Source organism: Streptomyces sp. NPDC111802 (genome assembly GCF_055634335.1).
In genome coordinates this window covers 70,518-88,343 of the sequence record NZ_JBVKCZ010000043.1, presented here as the reverse complement: position 1 = coordinate 88,343, position 17,826 = coordinate 70,518, and the positions used below count along the sequence as shown (strand labels likewise).

General features: G+C 73.2%; 10 protein-coding genes. All 10 read left to right on the top strand.

Translation table 11 applies throughout. The features are described 5' to 3' along the window. Positions 1-3,357 (top strand): type I polyketide synthase (locus ACZ7NC_RS35610; protein WP_471494596.1); only part of this gene is annotated, 3,357 nt, incomplete at its 5' end. Between the two features lie 128 nt (positions 3,358-3,485). Continuing rightward, on the top strand, positions 3,486-5,465 hold the full coding sequence (locus ACZ7NC_RS35605) for an ABC transporter ATP-binding protein/permease (protein WP_471494594.1): 1,980 nt from the start codon (positions 3,486-3,488) through the stop codon (positions 5,463-5,465). A gap of 285 nt (positions 5,466-5,750) precedes the next feature. Beyond that, the gene (locus ACZ7NC_RS35600; RefSeq protein WP_471494592.1) at positions 5,751-8,423 is read left to right on the top strand and encodes a BTAD domain-containing putative transcriptional regulator; all 2,673 of its coding nucleotides are present in this window, start codon (positions 5,751-5,753) and stop codon (positions 8,421-8,423) included. 191 nt (positions 8,424-8,614) lie between these two features. Further along, a complete protein-coding gene (locus tag ACZ7NC_RS35595) occupies positions 8,615-9,889 on the top strand; it encodes a glycosyltransferase (protein WP_471494590.1) in 1,275 nt (424 codons plus the stop codon). A 25-nt stretch (positions 9,890-9,914) separates the two neighbouring features. Beyond that, entirely contained in the window at positions 9,915-10,577 is a 663-nt protein-coding gene (locus tag ACZ7NC_RS35590) for a class I SAM-dependent methyltransferase (RefSeq protein ID WP_471494588.1), read from the top strand. A 64-nt stretch (positions 10,578-10,641) separates the two neighbouring features. Beyond that, positions 10,642-11,844 (top strand): DegT/DnrJ/EryC1/StrS family aminotransferase, encoded by a 1,203-nt coding sequence (locus tag ACZ7NC_RS35585; RefSeq protein ID WP_471494586.1) that lies wholly within the window; start codon positions 10,642-10,644, stop codon positions 11,842-11,844. Positions 11,845-11,926: 82 nt separating this feature from the next. Beyond that, positions 11,927-13,390 (top strand): NAD(P)/FAD-dependent oxidoreductase, encoded by a 1,464-nt coding sequence (locus ACZ7NC_RS35580; protein ID WP_471494584.1) that lies wholly within the window; start codon positions 11,927-11,929, stop codon positions 13,388-13,390. Positions 13,391-13,449: 59 nt separating this feature from the next. Next, positions 13,450-14,988 (top strand): GMC oxidoreductase, encoded by a 1,539-nt coding sequence (locus ACZ7NC_RS35575; RefSeq protein WP_471494582.1) that lies wholly within the window; start codon positions 13,450-13,452, stop codon positions 14,986-14,988. 54 nt (positions 14,989-15,042) lie between these two features. Continuing rightward, entirely contained in the window at positions 15,043-16,371 is a 1,329-nt protein-coding gene (locus ACZ7NC_RS35570; protein ID WP_471494580.1) for a UDP-glucose dehydrogenase family protein, read from the top strand. 33 nt (positions 16,372-16,404) lie between these two features. After that, positions 16,405-17,613: a glycosyltransferase gene (locus tag ACZ7NC_RS35565; RefSeq protein WP_471494578.1), complete on the top strand. Its 1,209-nt coding sequence runs from the start codon at positions 16,405-16,407 to the stop codon at positions 17,611-17,613. The last annotated feature ends 213 nt before the right edge of the window (positions 17,614-17,826 follow it).

Here is a 17,826-nt window from a genome sequence, read left to right as displayed (position 1 = left end):
ATCAACGGACCCTCCTCGATCGTGCTCTCGGGCACGGAGGAAGCCGTTCTCGCGGTCGCCGCCGCCCTGCCCGACGGCCGGCGCACCACCCGGCTCCACGTCTCACACGCCTTCCACTCACCGCTGATGGAACCGATGCTCGACGAGTTCCGAGCGGCGATCTCGAACCTGCGCTTCCACGAGCCGCGTATCCCGCTCGTCTCGAACGTCACCGGAGACCTCCTCGCCCCGGACACGGCGGACTACTGGGTCCGGCACGTCCGCGACACCGTCCGCTTCGCCGACGGCGTACGCACCCTCACCGGCCAGGGCGTCACCCGCTTCCTGGAGCTCGGCCCGGACAGCGTCCTCGCCGCCCTGGTTCAGCAGACGGTGCCTGAGACGGCCCTCGCGGTCGCGGCCCTGCGCAGGAACCGTTCCGAGGAGGAGGCGTTGGCCGTGGCGCTGAGCCAACTCTTTGTGCACGGTGTCCCCGTCGACTGGGCGTCCTACTTCGCCGGTACCGGCGCCCGGATCACGGACGTTCCCACCTATCCCTTCCAACGGCAGCGCTTCTGGCCGGAGCCTCGTACGGGACCGGGCAGCGGGGATGTGCGTTCCGCCGGGCTCGTGCCGGCCGGGCATCCCATGCTGGGTGCGACGATGGTGCTCGCGGCCGGCGACGGCGCGGTGTTCACCGGCCTGCTCTCGGCGCAGGCGCAGCCCTGGCTCGCCGACCACTCGGTGCTCGGCCGGACCCTGGTGCCCGGTGCGGCCCTGGTCGAGCTGGTGATCCGGGCCGGCGACGAGCTCGGCGCCGCGCACATCGAGGAACTGACGACGGTCGCCCCGCTCGTACTGCCCGACGACGGCGGACCCGTCCGATTGCAGGTACGGGTCGGCGGCGCCGACGACGGTGGACGGCGTACCTTCACGGTGCACGGACGGCCCGAGCGGGACGGAGCATCCGTCCCGTGGACCGCGTACGCCCACGGCATGCTGACTCCCTCCGCGGGCGAGGAGCGGGCGGCTGATCGCACGGCCGTGTGGCCGCCGGAAGGCGCCGAGGCCATCGAACTCGCCACGCATTACGACGCTTTGGCGGATGCCGGTTTCGACTACGGTCCCTCCTTCCGTGCGCTGCGGCACGCCTGGCGGCGCGGCGACGAGGTGTTCGCGGAGGTGTCCCTGGAGGCGGAGACGGACGTCGACGGCTACGGCGTCCACCCGGCACTCCTCGACGCCGTGCTGCACGCGGCCGGCTTCACGGGCGCGGGCGGCGACGAGGGTACGGCGCTGCCGTTCGCGTGGGAGGACGTGGCTCTGTTCGCCGCAGGCGCCCGCGCGGTGCGTGCCCGGCTGGCGCGGACGGGGGAGCGGACCGTGCGCATCGAGGTCGCCGACAGCGAGGGCGTGGCCGTCCTCACGGTCGGCGGGTTGACCGTACGGCCCGTCGACGGCGAGCGCATCGCCGGTGCCGGGTCCGCAGCCGCGCCGGACGCGCTGCTGCGGACCGTGTGGACGCCGGCCGGCGAGCTCCCCGCCGACGTGCCCGCCGAGATCGCCGTACTCGGAGAGCTGCCCGAGGATGTCGCCGGGGAACTGGCCGCGGCCGACGTCAAGGCGGTGGTGTACGACGATCTCGCCGCCGTAGCCGCGCATCACCGGCTGGTGCTGGCTCCGCTGCGGGGGACCGGAGCCGATCCGGCGGCCTCCGCTCACGCTCACGCCCGTGCGGCGCTCTCCCTGGCCCGGACCTGGTCGGCCGACGAACGGTTCGCCGGGGCGCGGCTCGTCGTCCTGGGCCACGGGGCCACGACCGGTGCGGAGCCGGGTGCCGCCGCTGCCTGGGGGCTGCTGCGCTCGGCACAGAGCGAGGACCCCGGTCGTATCGTGCTGCTCGACGTGCCCGGTGAACCGGCGCACCTGGCACGCGCGTTGTGCGTCACCGAGCCTGAAGCGGCCCTGTCGGACGGCGAGATCCTGGTGCCCCGGCTGGAGCGCGTGAGTGTCGACGCTCCCCACGACACCGTGTCCCTCGCCGACGACACGTCCGTGCTCATCACCGGCGGCACCGGAGGCCTCGGTGCCCTTCTCGCCCGGCATCTGGTCGCCGAGCACGGCGTACGCGACCTGCTCCTGCTGTCCCGGCGTGGCGCCGACGCGCCCGGTGCCGTGGAACTCGTCGCCGAACTGACCGGGCAGGGCGCCCGCGTCGAGGCGGTGGCCTGCGACGTCGGGGACCGGGACGCCCTCGGGGGTGTCCTCGCCGGACGGCGGATCGGGCATGTGGTGCACGCGGCGGGTGTCCTCGACGACGGCACCCTCGCATATCTCACGCCCGAGCGGGTCGCCGCCGTCCTGCGGCCCAAGGCCGACGCCGCTTGGCATCTGCACGAACTGCTGCCGGACGTCCGCTCGTTCACCGTCTTCTCCTCCGCCGCCGGCACCTTCGGCAACGCCGGGCAGGGCGCGTACGCCGCCGCGAACGCCTTCCTCGACGCGCTCGTACGGCATCGTCACCGCCTCGGTCTGCCGGGCCGCTCCCTCGCCTGGGGGCCGTGGCGGCAGCCGGACGGAATGGCCGGCGGGCTGAGCGCACTCGACGTCGAACGGATGCGGGCGGCCGGCTTCCCGCCGCTGCGCGCCGACGAGGGCCTGGCCCTGTTCGACCGGGGTGTCTCGACCGCCGAGGCCGTGCTGCTGCCGGTGCGGATCGACGTGGCCGCGCTGCGCGCCCGCGACGACGTGCCCGAACTACTGCAAGGACTGGTCCCGGTACGGCGGTCCGCGGCCCGGTCCACCGATCCGGGGCTCGTGGCGCGGCTTGCGACGCTGGACGAGTCCGAGGGGCGTACGGCCGTACTGGAGCTGGTGCGCGACCAGGCCGCCCGCGTCCTGGGCCATCGGCCCGGCGGCACGACGGACGTCGAACCGGTACGGGCGTTCCGCGACCTCGGATTCGACTCGTTGATGTCGGTGGAACTGCGCAACGCCCTGAGCACCGCGACGGGTCTGCGGCTGCCCGCCACCCTGGCGCTGGACCATCCGACTCCGGAGGCGGTCGCCCGCCATCTGTACGCCCTGCTCGCGCCCGAGGCCGAACGGACCGGGGCCGCCGGCCTGCTGGCCGCACTGGAACGCGTCGAGCAGATGATCGCGGCGCTGCCAGAACCGGCTGCCGACGGCGCGGCGCACCGGCAGATCGCGGGGCGGCTCGACGTCCTGCGCACGCGCTGGTCCGCCCTCGTCGCCTCGGTGGCCACGGCGCCGGAACCGGCCCCGAACGACCCGGAGAAGGCGGCGGAGTTCGACGTGGACAACCTGTCGGACGACGAGATGTTCGCCTTCCTCGACGACGAACTCGGCGGCGGGTGACCGAGGGGTGGAGAGCTTCCACTGATGTCCCCTGCCGCGCCCCGCCTAGCGTGGGCGAAACCGGTACACGAACGACGGACCAGCGGCACGGCCGGGTCCCTGAGCCGAAGAGGCGATGAGACGTGGGCATGGTCAAGACGGACGGCGGTCCGGCCATCGAGGTGCGTGATCTGGTACGCGCCTATCGCGGCCGGGGCGGTGAACTCATCAGAGCCAACGACGGGTTGACGTTCAATGTGCCGCGCGGGCAGGTCTTCGGCCTGTTCGGCGCCAACGGCGCGGGCAAGACGACGCTCGTCCTGCAGATGCTGGGCCTGGTGCGCCCCACGTTCGGATCCATCACCGTCAACGGCATCGACGTGGTCCGCCACCCCGAGCTGGTGAAGTCCACCGTCGGCTTCCTGCCGCAGCGCGGCCTGTCGATGCGGCTGATCGAGGCGCGCCGGGCCCTGCACTACACGGGGCGGCTGCGCGGTCAGAGCGAGGCGGACGCCCGGCGTCAGACCGACGAACTGATCGACGAGCTGGGCCTCGGACCGTACGCGGACCGGCAGGTGGAACGGCTCAGCGGCGGCCTGATGCGGCTGGTGAACTTCGGGATGACCCTGATGGGCCGGCCCGAACTCATCGTGCTGGACGAGCCCACCAACGAACTCGACCCGCACAACCGGCGGTTGATCTGGGACATCGTGCAGCGCCGGGCCGCCGAGGACGGCACGACGATCGTCCTCGTCACCCACAATGTGCTGGAGGCGGAGAAGGCCGTCCACCGGGTGGCCGTCATGCACGGCGGCCGGATCACCGCCATGGGCACCCCCGGCGAACTCAAGGAGCAGACCGGCGCCCAGGCGCGGCTGGAACTGTTCGTCCGTGACGGCGGCAGCCTCACCGAGGCGGAGGCCGCCCGGCTCGGCCGGATCGGTGTCGTCACGCCCGGCGACCGCAGCGGCAGCTATCTCGTCACGGCACCGCCCGACCGGATCCAGCCCCTGCTGGAGGTCCTGGTCACCGATGTCGGCGTGACCCGCGTCGACGACTTCCGCTTCGCCCGGCCCACGCTGGAGGACGTCTACCTCAGCCTCAAGCCCGAGCCCGTCGACGCACCTGAGAAGCCCGCGGAGTCTGAGACGGCACCCGAGGACACCGACTCCCCGGAGACACCGCCCGCCGTCAAGGAACTCGCCACCGTCGGTGCCCCCGGCGCCGAGCCCGAAGCGACCCCCGACGCCACCGCGGCTGCGAGCACCCCGCCCGCCCCCGCCACCCCCGGGCGCGCACCGCTGCCCGCCGCCCGCACTCCCCGGCCGGCACCGAGTGCCCCGGCCCGCGCCCGCGTCCCCCGGCGCACCCTCGGGTCACGGCTCGCCAACTTCGGCACCTCCTTCAAGTACCTGTGGTTCGAGCACATGCTGATCGTGCGCACCTCCTGGCACGTCCACATGGTCTTCGGCATCTTCATGCCGCTGACGATGGTGTTCGGCTTCTCCCGCATCGGCAGCGGGCTCACCGACCAGTCCAGCCTGCTGTACATCGCCAGCGGCTCCGGCGTGTTCTCCATCGCCGCGCTCGGCACCACGGCCATCGCCCAGCGCATCGGCGCCATCAAGGCCGAGGGCTCGATGATGTACTACGCCTCGCTGCCCATCAGCAAAGTGGCGTTCGTGACGGCGTTCGTCGCCGCCCGCCTGCTGCTCATCGCGCCCGGCCTTGTCACCTCCCTGCTCGCTGTGGAGGCGCTCTACGACATCGAGCTCACGCTGTCGCCGACGCTGCTGTTCGTGTATCCGCTGACCGCACTACCGCTCGCCGCGCTCGGGCTCGTCATCGGCAGCCTCATCGACAAGATCGAGCTCATCTCCATCGTCACCTACATGCTCAACTTCCTGCTGCTGCTGGGTGCCCCGCTGCTCATCCCGATGGAGTCCCTGCCGCTCGCGCTGCGCGTCATCAGCTACGCCATGCCGACCAGCTACGGCGCCGACGCGATCCGGCACAGCGTCACCGGGGACATCGACGGCATCTTCGCCCTCGACGTGGCCGTCCTGGCCGTCGCCTCGGTGGCGTCGCTGTGGATCGCCGACCGCGCCCTGCGCTGGCGGGCCTCCTGACGCCGGTCCAGGACCAGTGTTTTCCCCAGTGACCGCCGCGCCGGGACGCCGATAGCATCCTTTCCGGATTCAGAGGGTGAATGTCCGACGGCCGTTCTCCGGGCCTGGTGCGAGATCCGGAGAACGGCCGTACGGGTTCACTCGAAACACCTCGGAGAATGTCACCGGAAATCGGCCCGGCGCACACTGGAATACCGGTACGGGGAGTCGTCCCTTTCCTCGTCTCTTTCGTCCCTCTCCGGTCTTCCGTCTGTTCCGGTCGGAGCGAACGGGAGCGACACCGGCATGAAATTCCAGGTGCTGGGCCCGCTGACGGTCCTCGGCGACACCGGCCCGGTCGTGCTGAGCGGCATCAAACAGCGGGCCACCCTCGGCCATCTGCTGCTGCACGCCAACGAGGTCGTCGCGACCAGCGCCCTGATGCAGGCCCTCTGGGCGGGCGAACCGCCGCCCACCGCACGGAAGATGCTCCAGAACGCGGTGTCCGCCCTGCGCGGGCTCCTCACCGCCGAGGGCACCCGGGGCGGCCCCGTCCTCCTCACCCACGCGCCCGGCTATCTGCTGCGCGTCGACGGCGACGACCTCGACCTGACCGCCTATCGCGCCCTCGCCGACCGCGGCCGCACCGACCTCGCCGCCGGCGCCTGGTCCTCCGCCGCCCGCACTCTGCGCGCAGCCCTCGACCTGTGGCGCGGCCCCGTCCTCGCCGACCTCGCCGAGTCCGGCACCGACTGGCCCGAACTGCGCACCCTCGCCCAGGCCCGCTCGGCCACCCGCGAGGACCTGTACGAGGCCGAACTCGCCTGCGGACGCCACCAGGACGTACTCGAGGAACTGGAGACCCACGCCCAGCGGGAACCGGCGCGCGAGCGGCTGTGCGCCCAGCTGATGCTCGCCCTCTACCGCCGCGGCCGGCAGGCCGAGGCCCTGGACGCCTACCGGCGGACCAGGACCGCCCTGGCCTCCCGGCTCGGCCTCGAACCCGGCCGGGTGCTGCGCGCCGTGGAACGCGCCGTCCTCGACCACGACCCGGTCCTCGGCCAGCCCGACGCGCTCGCCATCATGGCCCTCGACGGCGAACCCCGCCGCCCCCGGCCGACCGGCACGCCGATCGCGCCCCGCCCGGCCCCCGCCGCCCCGGCGCCCCTCCTCGGCTTCGACCCCCGTCCCGCGGCCCTGCCCGCGCTCCCCGCGCCGGCCGCCCCCTTCCCGTATCCCGCCGTGCCCGCCGGCGTCCTCACCGAGCAGCACAAGCAGCTGTCCATGCTGCTGGTGCGGACCACCCTCGGAAAGGGACTCGGCGGCGACCCGGAGGACGCCGCCCGGCTGTCCGGCGAACTGGCCGCCGCCATCCGCGACGAGGTCGCCCGGCACGGCGGAAAGGTGTCCGGCGTGCTCGGACCGGTCACCTTCGCCCTGTTCGGCGTCGTCCGCACCCGCGAGGACGACGCCGAACGCGCGGTGCGGGCCGGCCGGGCGATCCTGCGCAGACTGCGCCAGTACGGCGCCGGCGGCCCCGTGCCCGTGCACGGCGGCTCCGCGCCCCGGGTGGCCGTCGCCACCGGCGACGTCGTCGTCACCTGCGCCGCCGACGGCACCGGCGCCGTGCCGATCGTGAACGGCGCCGTACCGAAGAGCTGCGCCGACCTGCTCCAGACGGTGCCGCCCGGCGGCATCCGGGTGTGCGCCGCGACCCGCGCCGGCACCGAACGCTCCCTCGCCTACGGCCCCGCCGGGCCCGACGGGGCCTCCGAACCACTCGGCCCCCGCACGGCCTGCGCGGACCCGCCGCCCGCCCTGGTGGGCCGGGAACGAGAGGTGGAACAACTGCGGGGGGCGCTCGGTGACGTGGCCCGCCGGCAGCGCCCCTGCCTGCTCACCGTGCTCGGCGAACCCGGCGCCGGAAAGTCCCGCCTCATGGCCGAACTGGCCCGGCTCGCCCGCCGCTCACCGCACGGGTACCGGATCGCCGGCGGGCACAGCTCCTGGTGCGACCGCGACCGGCCGCTCGCCCTGCTGGAACGGACCCTCGCCACGGCCACCGCAGCCCCCGGCGCGGACGACTCCGCCCCCGACGCCCTCGCCCGCACCGTCCACGCCCTCTTCGGCACCGGCGACCGTGGCGCCTGGCTGCTCGACCGGCTCCACCCCCTGCTGCGCCCCGAACCGCCCGCCCCCGCCGACTGGCCCGGCCTCGCCACCGCCTGGCGGCTCCTGCTCACCGGCCTCGCCGCGGAACGGCCGCTGCTGCTCGTCCTGGAGGACCTGCACACCGCGCCCGACCCCGTCCTGGACCTGGTCACCGACCTCGCCGACGCCGCCGGGCCCGTACCGCTGCTCCTTGCCGTCACCGCACGCCCCGAACTCCTCGACCGCAGGCCCACCTGGGGCGGCGGCCGGCGTGACGCCCTCGCCCTCACCCTCGACCCGCTCGACGAGCCCGCCTCGGCCGCGCTGCTCGACTCCCTCCTCACCGACAGGGGCGGCGAGTTGACCGCCGACGTACGGCGCGACGTCCTCTCCCGGGTCGGCGGCAACCCCCTGTACGCCGTGGAGTACGCACGCGAGCTGGCCGGCCCCGGCCGCCCGGCGGGCCCGCCGCCCATGCCGCGCCATGTGCGGCAGGTCGTCGCCGCCCACCTCGACACACTGCCGCCGCTCGCCAAGGCCGTCCTCGTCAGCGCCTCCGCCCTCGGCGGCGTGTGCTGCGCCGACGGTGTCGCGGCGGTCGGCGGCGTGGACCGTGCCGAGGCCGCGCACTGGCTGGACCACCTGGAACGCCGGGACTTCCTGCGCCGCTCCCGGCACCCCTCCGCCACCGGCGCCCTGCGCTACGCCTTCCGGCACCCCGCCACCCGCGAGGCCGTCGACGCGCTGGTGCCCCGCACGGTGCGCGAGGACCGCAGGCGCCGCGCCGAGGCCTGGACCGAGAACACGGCCGCCCAGTTGACCGCCTGACCGTCGTACGCGGCAATTCGTGATCTCCGATTACCTGCCGATGGAAATACCCAACTGGGGGCCGGCGTGCCCATCGCATAACTTCGAATCCGAGCGGCGCGGAAAGCGCACTGAAGACTCGGGAAAACACCGAGCGCGAAGGCACATCATGTCGTGGCCGAACGCCGCTTCCGTAAGGGAAAGGAATGGTTGTGCGCATTCTCTGCAGTCTCGCGCTGTCGCCCTCCAACGCACGCGCCCTGCTACCGCTGGCCCGCGCCGCGGCGGAGGCCGGCCACGAGGTCACCGTGGTGTCGCCGCCGGAGATGGCCGGTGTCTTCGAGGGTGAGAACATCCGCGTCCTGCCGCTGTTCACCGACATGGCCGAGATCGTGCTCAGCCTGCTGCAGCAGAAGCGCATCGACTTCGCCCCCTCGGACCCGTTCTCACCGCAGACCCTCCTCGCCACCGCCTGCGGCCCCCACATCACCGACGCCTACCGTCAACTCCTCGACGTGGCACAGGAGTTCAAGCCCGACGTGATCCTGCGCAGCGGCGTCGAGTTCGCCGGCTACCTCGTCGCCGAGACCCTCGGCGTCCCACATGTCACCGCACCCTCCGGCGGCGGCCAGTACCTCGACGCGAAGCTGGCCCTGGCCGAGCTGAACCTGCGCCGCGCCGAACTGGGCCTGCCCGAGGGCGACTCGGCCGACGCGGTCCACGCGCACGGCCGCTTCGACTGCATGCCGCCCGAGTACGCCTTCACCGCCCACGAGATCGGCGGCACCTTCGCCTACCAGCAGCCGTCCGCCATCGTGCGCACCGAGACCGGACCCGAGTGGCTGCGCGACATCCCCGGCGACAAGCCGCTCGTGGTGGTCTCCAGCACCAATGTGTTCGCCTCGCTGATGCACCACGCCGTCTTCCCGCGCATCCTCGACCTGTTCTTCGACGGCGTGGTCGCCGGACACCTCTTCGAGGGCCTGGACATCGAGGCCGACCCGGCGCTGGTCGTGGGCGCCCTCATGCCCGGCGACGCCAACCCGCTCACCACCATCGTCAAGGGCCTGTCCCAGGTGGACTGCACCGCCGTCGTCGCCACCCGCGGCATGCCCGTCGACCCGGCCGCCGTGGGCGACAACGTGCACCTCTTCGACAGCATCCCGCAGCCGCTGCTGCTGGAGACCGCGCAACTCCTGCTCACCCACGGCGGCTACAACAGCGTCCGCGAGGCCGTCCGGGCCGGCGTCCCCATGGCCGTCCTGCCCGAACTCAGCGACCAGGCGCACAACGCCAGCCGCGTGGCGGAACTCGGACTCGGGCTGCGCGTGCCCAGCGCCGCGGCCGACGACGTCGCCGACACCGTCAACCGGCTGCTCGGCGAGCCCGGTTACACCCGTGCGGCCCGCACCGCGCAGCGACACATGCTCGCCCTGCCGCAGGTCACCGCCGCCGTCGACCACCTCGTCGCCCTCGCCGGGCACTGACCGAGATCCAGACAGGAGCAGGAAGATGGACACGCAGTTCCTCCGGGCGTTCTACGACCTGGCCTCGTGGATCCGGCTCTCCCCGCTGCTGAACGGCCCCTACCTGCCGTTCTCCGCGTGGTCGCTGCGACCCGGCGCCCTGATCAAGCTGCTCGACGACATCGCCCTCGGCGACCGCAAGGTCCTCGTCGAATGCGGCAGCGGCACCTCCACGATCGTCTTCGCCCGCTACCTCGCCCAGCGCGGCCACGGCAACGTGCTCTCCCTGGAGCACGACGAGAAGTGGGCCCGGTGGGTGAACGACCAGCTCGCGCAGGAGGGCCTGAGCGAGGTCGCCCGTGTCGTGCACGCCCCGCTCGCCGAGCACCCGGCCGCCGTCAAGCGCGTCGAGTGGTACGAGCCCGGGACCGTCGCCGACGAAGTCGGCGCCTTCACCGACAAGCACGGCAAGATCGACCTGCTGCTCGTCGACGGCCCGCCCGGCTGGGAGCAGGGCCGAAAGATGGCCCGCTACCCGGCCGTACCCGCCCTGAAGGAGCACCTCGCGCCCGGCGCCACCGTGATGCTCGACGACGTCAACCGCTCCGAGGGCGTGGAGATCACCAAGCGCTGGGAGGACGAGTGCGGGCTCACCATGCAGCTCGACCCGTACGGCACCCGTACCGCTTTCGGCACCTACCCCGGCTGACCCGCGGTACCTGCCCCGGCCGCCCCCGAGCGCCACGCGGCGACCACCCCCGGAAGGAGAGGCCATGCTCGCCCTGAACGGCGGACCCAAGGTGCGGACACAACCCTTTCCGCGCTGGCCCGAGTACGACGAGACCGAGAACCTCGCCCTCGCCCGCGCCCTCCAGCAGGGCGAATGGGGGCGGCACGGCGGCAAGGAGGTCCACGCCTTCGAGCGCGAGTTCGCCGAGTTCGGCCAGGCGCCCGCCGCGCTCGCCGTCACCAACGGCTCGCACGCCCTCGAACTCGCCCTGGAACTCACCGGGATCGAGCCCGGCGACGAGGTGATCGTCCCCGCCTACACCTTCGTCGCCACCTCCACCGCCGTCCAGCGGCGCGGCGGCGTCCCGGTGCCCGTCGACATCACCCCCGACACCTTCTGCCTCGACCCGGAGGCCCTTGAGGACGCCGTCACCGACCGCACCCGCGCGGTGATCCCCGTCCACATCGGCGGCCACGTCGCCGACATGGACGCCATCACCGCCTGGGCCGAGGCCCGCGGCGTCACCGTCATCCAGGACGCGGCCCAGGCGCACGGCGCGACCTGGCGCGGCAAGGGACTCGGCGCGCTCGGCTCGATCGCCACCTTCTCCTTCCAGAGCACCAAGGTGATCACCGCCGGTGAGGGCGGCGCCCTGCTGCTGCCCGACGCGGACACCTACGAGGACGCCTGGATACGGCACAACTGCGGCCGCACCCGCGAACTCCGGCTCGCCACCGCCGCGTCCAACTTCCGCGTCTCCGAACTCACCGCCGCCCTGCTGCGCACCCAACTGGCCCGGTTCGCCGAGCAGAACGCCCGCCGCGCCGCCCGCTACACCGAACTGGCCGCCGCGCTCGGCGAGATCCCCGGCATCCAGCTCCAGGGCCGCGACCCGCGCTGCACCGGCACGCCGCACTACATGACCACGTTCGTCCTCGACCAGGACGAACTCGGCGGGCTCGACCGCGACACCGTCGCCCTCGCGCTGCTGATGGAGGGCATCCCCGCCTTCGGCAGCCATCAGCCCCTGCACCGCACCGACGCCTTCTGGACCGGCGCCACCCGCGACATCCGGCCCGAGGAACTCGCCGAGTACTGCCCCAACGCCGAACGCGTCGGCAGCGACGGAGTGCTGATCGGCCATCAGGCCCTGCTCGGCACCCGCCAGGACGTCGACGACGTCGCGACCGCGGTGGCCAAGGTCCTGACGGAACTTCCCCGCACCGGCACCCTCCCGGCCGCCTGACGCGCCCGGACCCGACGACTCCGACACCGACCCCGCACACCCCGCGCCCGGCGCGGCGGTTCACAGGATGGGAACGAAAGCGATGACCAGCGACAACCCGGCCGGCCGGACCTTCGAGGTCCTCGTCGTCGGCAACGGTGTGCTCGGCCTGTCCCTGGGCCTGACCCTCGCGCGCCGAGGAACCAAGGTGGCCGTCCTCGGCCGCACCGACCGGCCCTGGGCCGCCTCCACCGCCGCCGGCGCCATGCTCGGCACCTTCGGCGAGGTCACCTCCACCCTCGTCGCCAGCGAGCAGGGCCGCGCCAAGCTCGACCTCGGCGTCCAGGCGACCCGCCTTTGGGACGACTGGCTGGACCAGCTGTCCGAGGAGACCGGCGAGCACGACGACCTGCGCTGCGCCGACGGCACCGTGATGCTGCTGAACTCGGTGGGCGTGCCCGGCATCGACTCCGCCAACTACGCCGCCATCCGGGCGACCCTCGACGAGTACAAGGAGCCCTACGAGGACATCGACCCGGCCGAACTCGGCTGGCTCGACCCCGACCCGCTGGCCCGGCCCCTGATGGGCATGTTCATCCCCGGCGAGCACGCCGTCGACTCCGGCCGGCTGCTGGCCCGGCTGCAGACCGCCCTGCTGAAGGCCGGCGGCGCCCTCCTCGACGGCTTCGGCGAGAGCCTGGTCACCGAGGGCGAGCGCATCACCGGCGTCAGGCTCACCAGCGGCGACACCCTCACCGCCGGCCAGGTCGTGCTCGCCGCCGGCGCCGCCTCGCAGACCCTCCTCGACACCGTGCCCGCCCTGAACGGCACCATCCCGCGGCTGTGCGCGGGCGTCGGCGTCTCCGTCGTCGCCCGCGTCAACCCCGACGTGCCCGGCCCCACCACCGTGCTGCGCACCCCCAACCGCGCCTTCGCCTGCGGTCTGCACCTCGTGCCGCGCGGCCAGGGCCACGTCTACCTCGGCGCCACCAACGCCATCGAGCCCGAGCCCGCCGACGTGCCGTCCATCCGCGACGCCACCTTCCTGCTCGGCTGCGCCCTGCGCCAGCTGCGCCGCGACCTCGACACCGCCGGCATCGAGAAGATCCAGGTCGGCAACCGCCCCGTCGCCTTCGACGGCTTCCCGCTCGTCGGCAGCGCCGGCCTCGACGGCCTGTGGATGATGACCGGCACCTACCGCGACGGACTGCACCTGTCGCCGCTGCTCGCCGACGAGATGGCCCGCCGAATCCTCGGCGACGACACCCGCCACGACCTGTCCGTGTTCCAGCCCGTCCGCAAGCCGACCCAGGCGCACAGCCGCACCGACGTCGTCGAGACCGCCGTCACCCATCTGCTCGCCACCGGCTACGAGGACGAGTGGAAGATCCCCAACGCCTGGCCCGCCGTCATCGAAGCTCAACTGCGCGCCGGATTCACCAAGTTCGCCGACGCCATCGACGACGAGTACACCCCGCCGGCCGAGATCCTCGCCAAGGCCCAGATGAACCCGGCCTTCGCCCAGCAGGTCCGCGACTACTACACCGCGAGCCGCGCGGCCGTGTGACCTGCCGCGCCCGCGCCGCCACCCCCCACCGCACCGAACAGAAGGAGAGTCGCGCCACCATGAGCTGTCCCGAACTTCCGCCGACGGTCGACCTGCTCGTCGTCGGAAGCGGCCCGGTGGGGTCGGCCATCGCCCGCCGTGTGTACGACGCCGTACCGCACGCACGGATCCTGATGGCCGACCTCGGGCCTCGCCTCACCGGGCAGGCCGGGCTCCACCTCGGCAACCTGCCCGCACCGGAACGGGCCGCGGCCCAGGCCCGTTCCCAGGGGCGGGATCCCGGGACCGCGCCCGGCGAGGACGGCGCCCTGGTGAAGAAGTACGCGGACCGCGGCACCCATCTGCTGCGGGCCCGACGCGACGAGGAGCCCGAGCAGTTCGGCATGCCGGCCGCGGTCATGTCCAGCAACATCGGCGGGATGGGCGTGCACTGGGCCTGCACCGCCCCCCGCCCGCTGGACTCCGAACGGCCGCCGTTCCTGCCCGGCGACGACCTCGACGCCGCCCTGTCCGTCGCCGAGCACCTGCTGAGCGTCACCCGCGACGCCTACCCGGCCACCGAGGCCGGCGACCTCGTGCTCAAGACGCTGGGCCAGCTCTTCGACGGCGACTACCCGGTCGGCCGCGGCATCGGCACCATGCCGCTCGCCTGCACCCCCCGCCCGGGCCGGCGCCCGCTGTGGGCCGGACCGGACACCGTCCTCGGCCCGCTCGCCGGCGCCGGCGCCACCGCGGGCGACGGACGCTTCCGCATCGCCGACGAGACGATGTGCCGGCGACTGCTGTTCACCGGCCGCAAGGTCACCGGCGCCCTCCTCGAACACCTCCCGACCGGCACCGAGTTCGCCGTCCGCGCCTCCGCGGTCGCCGTCTGCGCCGACGCGCTGCGCACCCCGCAGCTGCTGTGGGCCTCCGGAATCCGCCCCGACGCCCTCGGCCGCTACCTCAACGACCAGCCCAAGACCGTCAGTTCCGTCCACGTCAAGGACGGCCCCGTCGCCGGGATCGAGGCCCGCGGCACCGTGGAGTTCGGCGGCGACATCCGCGACCTGGAGACCGGCCGCTTCTGGGTGCCGTTCGCCGACCCCGGCCGCCGCAACCACGGCCAGGTCATGACGATCGACACCTCACCGCTGGAAGGCGTCGACCCCGCGCTGTTCGTCGGCATGGTCTGGTACGGCGCCAAGGAGATCCGCGCCGAGGACCGCATCGAGTTCTCCACCAGCGAAGCCGACGCCTACGGCATGCCCGACATGACCGTCCACTACGACCTCACCGCACGCGACCTCGCGGGCGCCGAACAGGCCCGCGCGGACCAGGAGGCCGTCGCCGAGGCCCTCGGCGGCGAGTTCCTGGAGCGACCCGAACTGTTCCCCGCCGGCAGCTCCAAGCACTACCAGGGCACCGTGCGCATGGGCCCCCTCGACGACGGCACCTCGGTGTGCGACACCGACAGCCGTGTCTGGGGCTTCGACAACCTCTACGTCGGCGGCAACGGGGTCATCCCGACCGCCACCGCCGTCAACCCGACGCTGTACAGCGTGGCCCTGGCCGTCCGTGCCGCCGCGTCCATCAGCGCCCGGCTCATCGGCCTCTGACCGCAGCGAAGTCAGCGAAGTTACCGAGAATCACCGAGAATCGAGGTGGCTGCCGTGCACCGCCACACCATCGCCGTCATCGGCACCGGCTATGTCGGACTCACCGCCGGAGCCTGTCTGGCGTCGCTCGGCCACCGGGTGGTCTGCGCCGACCTGGACCCGGTCAAGGTCGCGGAGCTGAACCGCGGCGAAGTGCGCATCCTGGAGGAGGGCCTGCCCGAGCTGGTGCGCGCCGGGCTCGACGCGGGCCGCCTGCGCTTCGTCGTCGGGGCCGCCGACGCCGTGCGCGGCGCCCGCACCGTGTTCATCTGCGTCGGCACGCCCACCGGGCCCGACGGACGCGCCGACCTCGCGGCCGTGGACGCGGTCGTCGAGGAGATCCGCACCCTGCTGGAACCCGACAGCGTCCTGGTCACCAAGTCGACCGTGCCGGTCGGCACCGCCGCCCGCGTCACCGCAGCGCTCGGCCGCCCCGACGTCGGCGTCGTCAGCAACCCGGAGTTCCTGCGCGAGGGCACCTCCGTCGCCGACTTCCTCCAGCCCGACCGGGTCGTGATCGGCTCCGCCAGCCCCTGGGCCGCCGCCCAGGTCGCCGAGCTGTACGCCGGGGTCGACGCGCCCGTCGTCATCGCCGACGCGGCCAGCGCCGAGGTCGTCAAGTACGCCGCGAACTGCTTCCTCGCCGTCAAGCTGTCCTACGTCAACACCCTCGCCGAGCTGTGCGAACAGGTCGGCGCCGACATCGGCCGGGTCACCACCGCCCTCGGCCAGGACCATCGCATCGGCGGCGCGTTCCTGCGCCCCGGACCCGGCTGGGGCGGCTCCTGCCTGCCCAAGGACACCCGCGCCCTGCTCGGCACGGCCGACGCGGCCGGTGTCGACTTCCCGCTCGTGCGGGCGGCCATCGACACCAACGCCCACCAGCGGACCCGGATCGCCGACAAGATCGCCCGCCTGTGCGGCGACGCCGACGGCTCCCTCGCCGGCGTACGCATCGGGCTGCTCGGCCTCACCTTCAAGGCCGGCACCGACGACCTGCGTGACTCACCGGCCCTCGCCCTCGCGGCCGAACTCGCACGCCGAGGCGCCGAACTCACCGCCCACGACCCGGCCGTCCCGGCCACCCGGCACACCGAACTCCCCGCCGACATCACCGTCGTCGACGACCCCTACCAGGCCGCCAAGGGCGCCCTGGGACTGGTCCTGTGCACCGAGTGGCCGCACTACCGCGGTCTTGACTGGACCCGGATCGCGGCCGACCTGCACCGCCCGCTCGTCGTCGACACCCGCAACCACCTCGAACCGGCCGCCCTCAGCGCAGCGGGCCTCGCCTGGCACGGCACCGGAACCAGCCCCGTCGAGCCCGCCCTGACCGCCGTATAGAGCCCAAGAGACCGAAGAGAAAGGTCCGTTGCCATGCGGGTGCTGTGCAGCATCACCGGCTCGCCCTCCCACGCGCGCGCCTGCCTGCCGCTCGTGCGCGCCCTCGGCGAGGCCGGGCACGACGTCCTCGTCGTCACGGCCGGCAAACTCGCGCCCGTGCTCGCCGGCGAGCGGGCCCGTGTCGAGGGCGTCTACCCCGACATCACCGCCCAGGGGATGCGGCTGCTGTTCGAGGGCAAACTGCCCATCCCCAAGGAGTTCAGCCGCTTCGCCCATGAACTGTGGGCCACCCTCGGCTGCGGCCCCCAACTCGCCGACCCCTACGGCCTGCTGCTGCCGCTCGCCCGGGACTTCCGCCCCGATGTGATCCTGCGCGACGGCTACGAGTTCGCCGCGCTCCTCGTCGCCGAGACCCTCGACGTGCCCCAGGTGCCCGCCCCGTCCGGCTCGGGCCAGTTCCTCGACCCGGCACTGCTGCTCCCGCTGCTCAACGACCGGCGCCGCGAGCTCGGCCTGCCCGAGTCCGACGACCCGGTCGCCGTCTACCGGCACGGACGGCTCGACTGCATGCCCGCCCCCTACACCTTCGCCCGCCCCCTCGCCCCCGACGCCGTCGCCTACCGTCAGCCCCGCACCGTCACCCGCGGCGAGACCCTGCCCGACTGGTTCGCCGAGCTGCCCGCCGACCGGCCCCTCGTGCTCGCCTCCCTCGGCACCGGACTGCCCGGCACGGTCCTCGAATTCCTCGACAAGGCCCGCGAGTTCGGCGCCCCCATCCCCGTCTACGACCCCGCCGAACCCCTCGACACGGTCGTGGAGGCCCTCTCCGCGCTGGACTGCGCGGCCGTCGTCTCCACTCTCGGCATGCCCGTGGACACCACCAAGGCCGCGCCCCACGTCCGCGTCGTCGACCGTTTCCCGCAGCAACTCCTGCTCGAACACGCCGATCTGTTCGTCACCCACGGCGGCTACAACAGCATCCGCGAGGCCGTGCGCGCCGGGGTCCCGCTGGCCGTCCGGCCCATGTTCGGCGACCAGCAGTACAACGCGCTGCGCGTCGCCGAACTCGGACTCGGCGAGCACATCGCGACCCGCGGCGCCGAAGCCATGCTGGAGACCTGCCGCGGACTGCTGGCCGACGAGAACGCCGCCGACGAGGCGCGCCGCGCCCGCAAGGAGATGCTCGCCCTGCCGGGCATCGACGCGGCCGTGACCCACCTGGAAGGCCTGGCCGTTATGTGACGACGCCGTTGACCCTTCGGACACCCCGCCGACGCGGCCCCTGGCGGCCCGTCGGCTCCGTCATGATCCCCAGCGCGCGGTCCAGTCCTTGTGTTTCCCCCAGTCGACTGTCCGAATAATCGAACCAGAAGCGCGAACGGATCAGGCCATACCCCCACGTTCCAGGCCGCCGCGCGCCGACGCCCCCACAGGCCCGGTCCAGTTTCCGTAAAC

Coding starts and splice junctions, on each gene's coding strand:
- ACZ7NC_RS35605 (WP_471494594.1), top strand. CDS start 3,486: ATGGTCAAGACGGACGGCGGTCCGGCCATCGAGGTGCGTGATCTGGTA.
- ACZ7NC_RS35600 (WP_471494592.1), top strand. CDS start 5,751: ATGAAATTCCAGGTGCTGGGCCCGCTGACGGTCCTCGGCGACACCGGC.
- ACZ7NC_RS35590 (WP_471494588.1), top strand. CDS start 9,915: ATGGACACGCAGTTCCTCCGGGCGTTCTACGACCTGGCCTCGTGGATC.
- ACZ7NC_RS35585 (WP_471494586.1), top strand. CDS start 10,642: ATGCTCGCCCTGAACGGCGGACCCAAGGTGCGGACACAACCCTTTCCG.
- ACZ7NC_RS35580 (WP_471494584.1), top strand. CDS start 11,927: ATGACCAGCGACAACCCGGCCGGCCGGACCTTCGAGGTCCTCGTCGTC.
- ACZ7NC_RS35575 (WP_471494582.1), top strand. CDS start 13,450: ATGAGCTGTCCCGAACTTCCGCCGACGGTCGACCTGCTCGTCGTCGGA.
- ACZ7NC_RS35565 (WP_471494578.1), top strand. CDS start 16,405: ATGCGGGTGCTGTGCAGCATCACCGGCTCGCCCTCCCACGCGCGCGCC.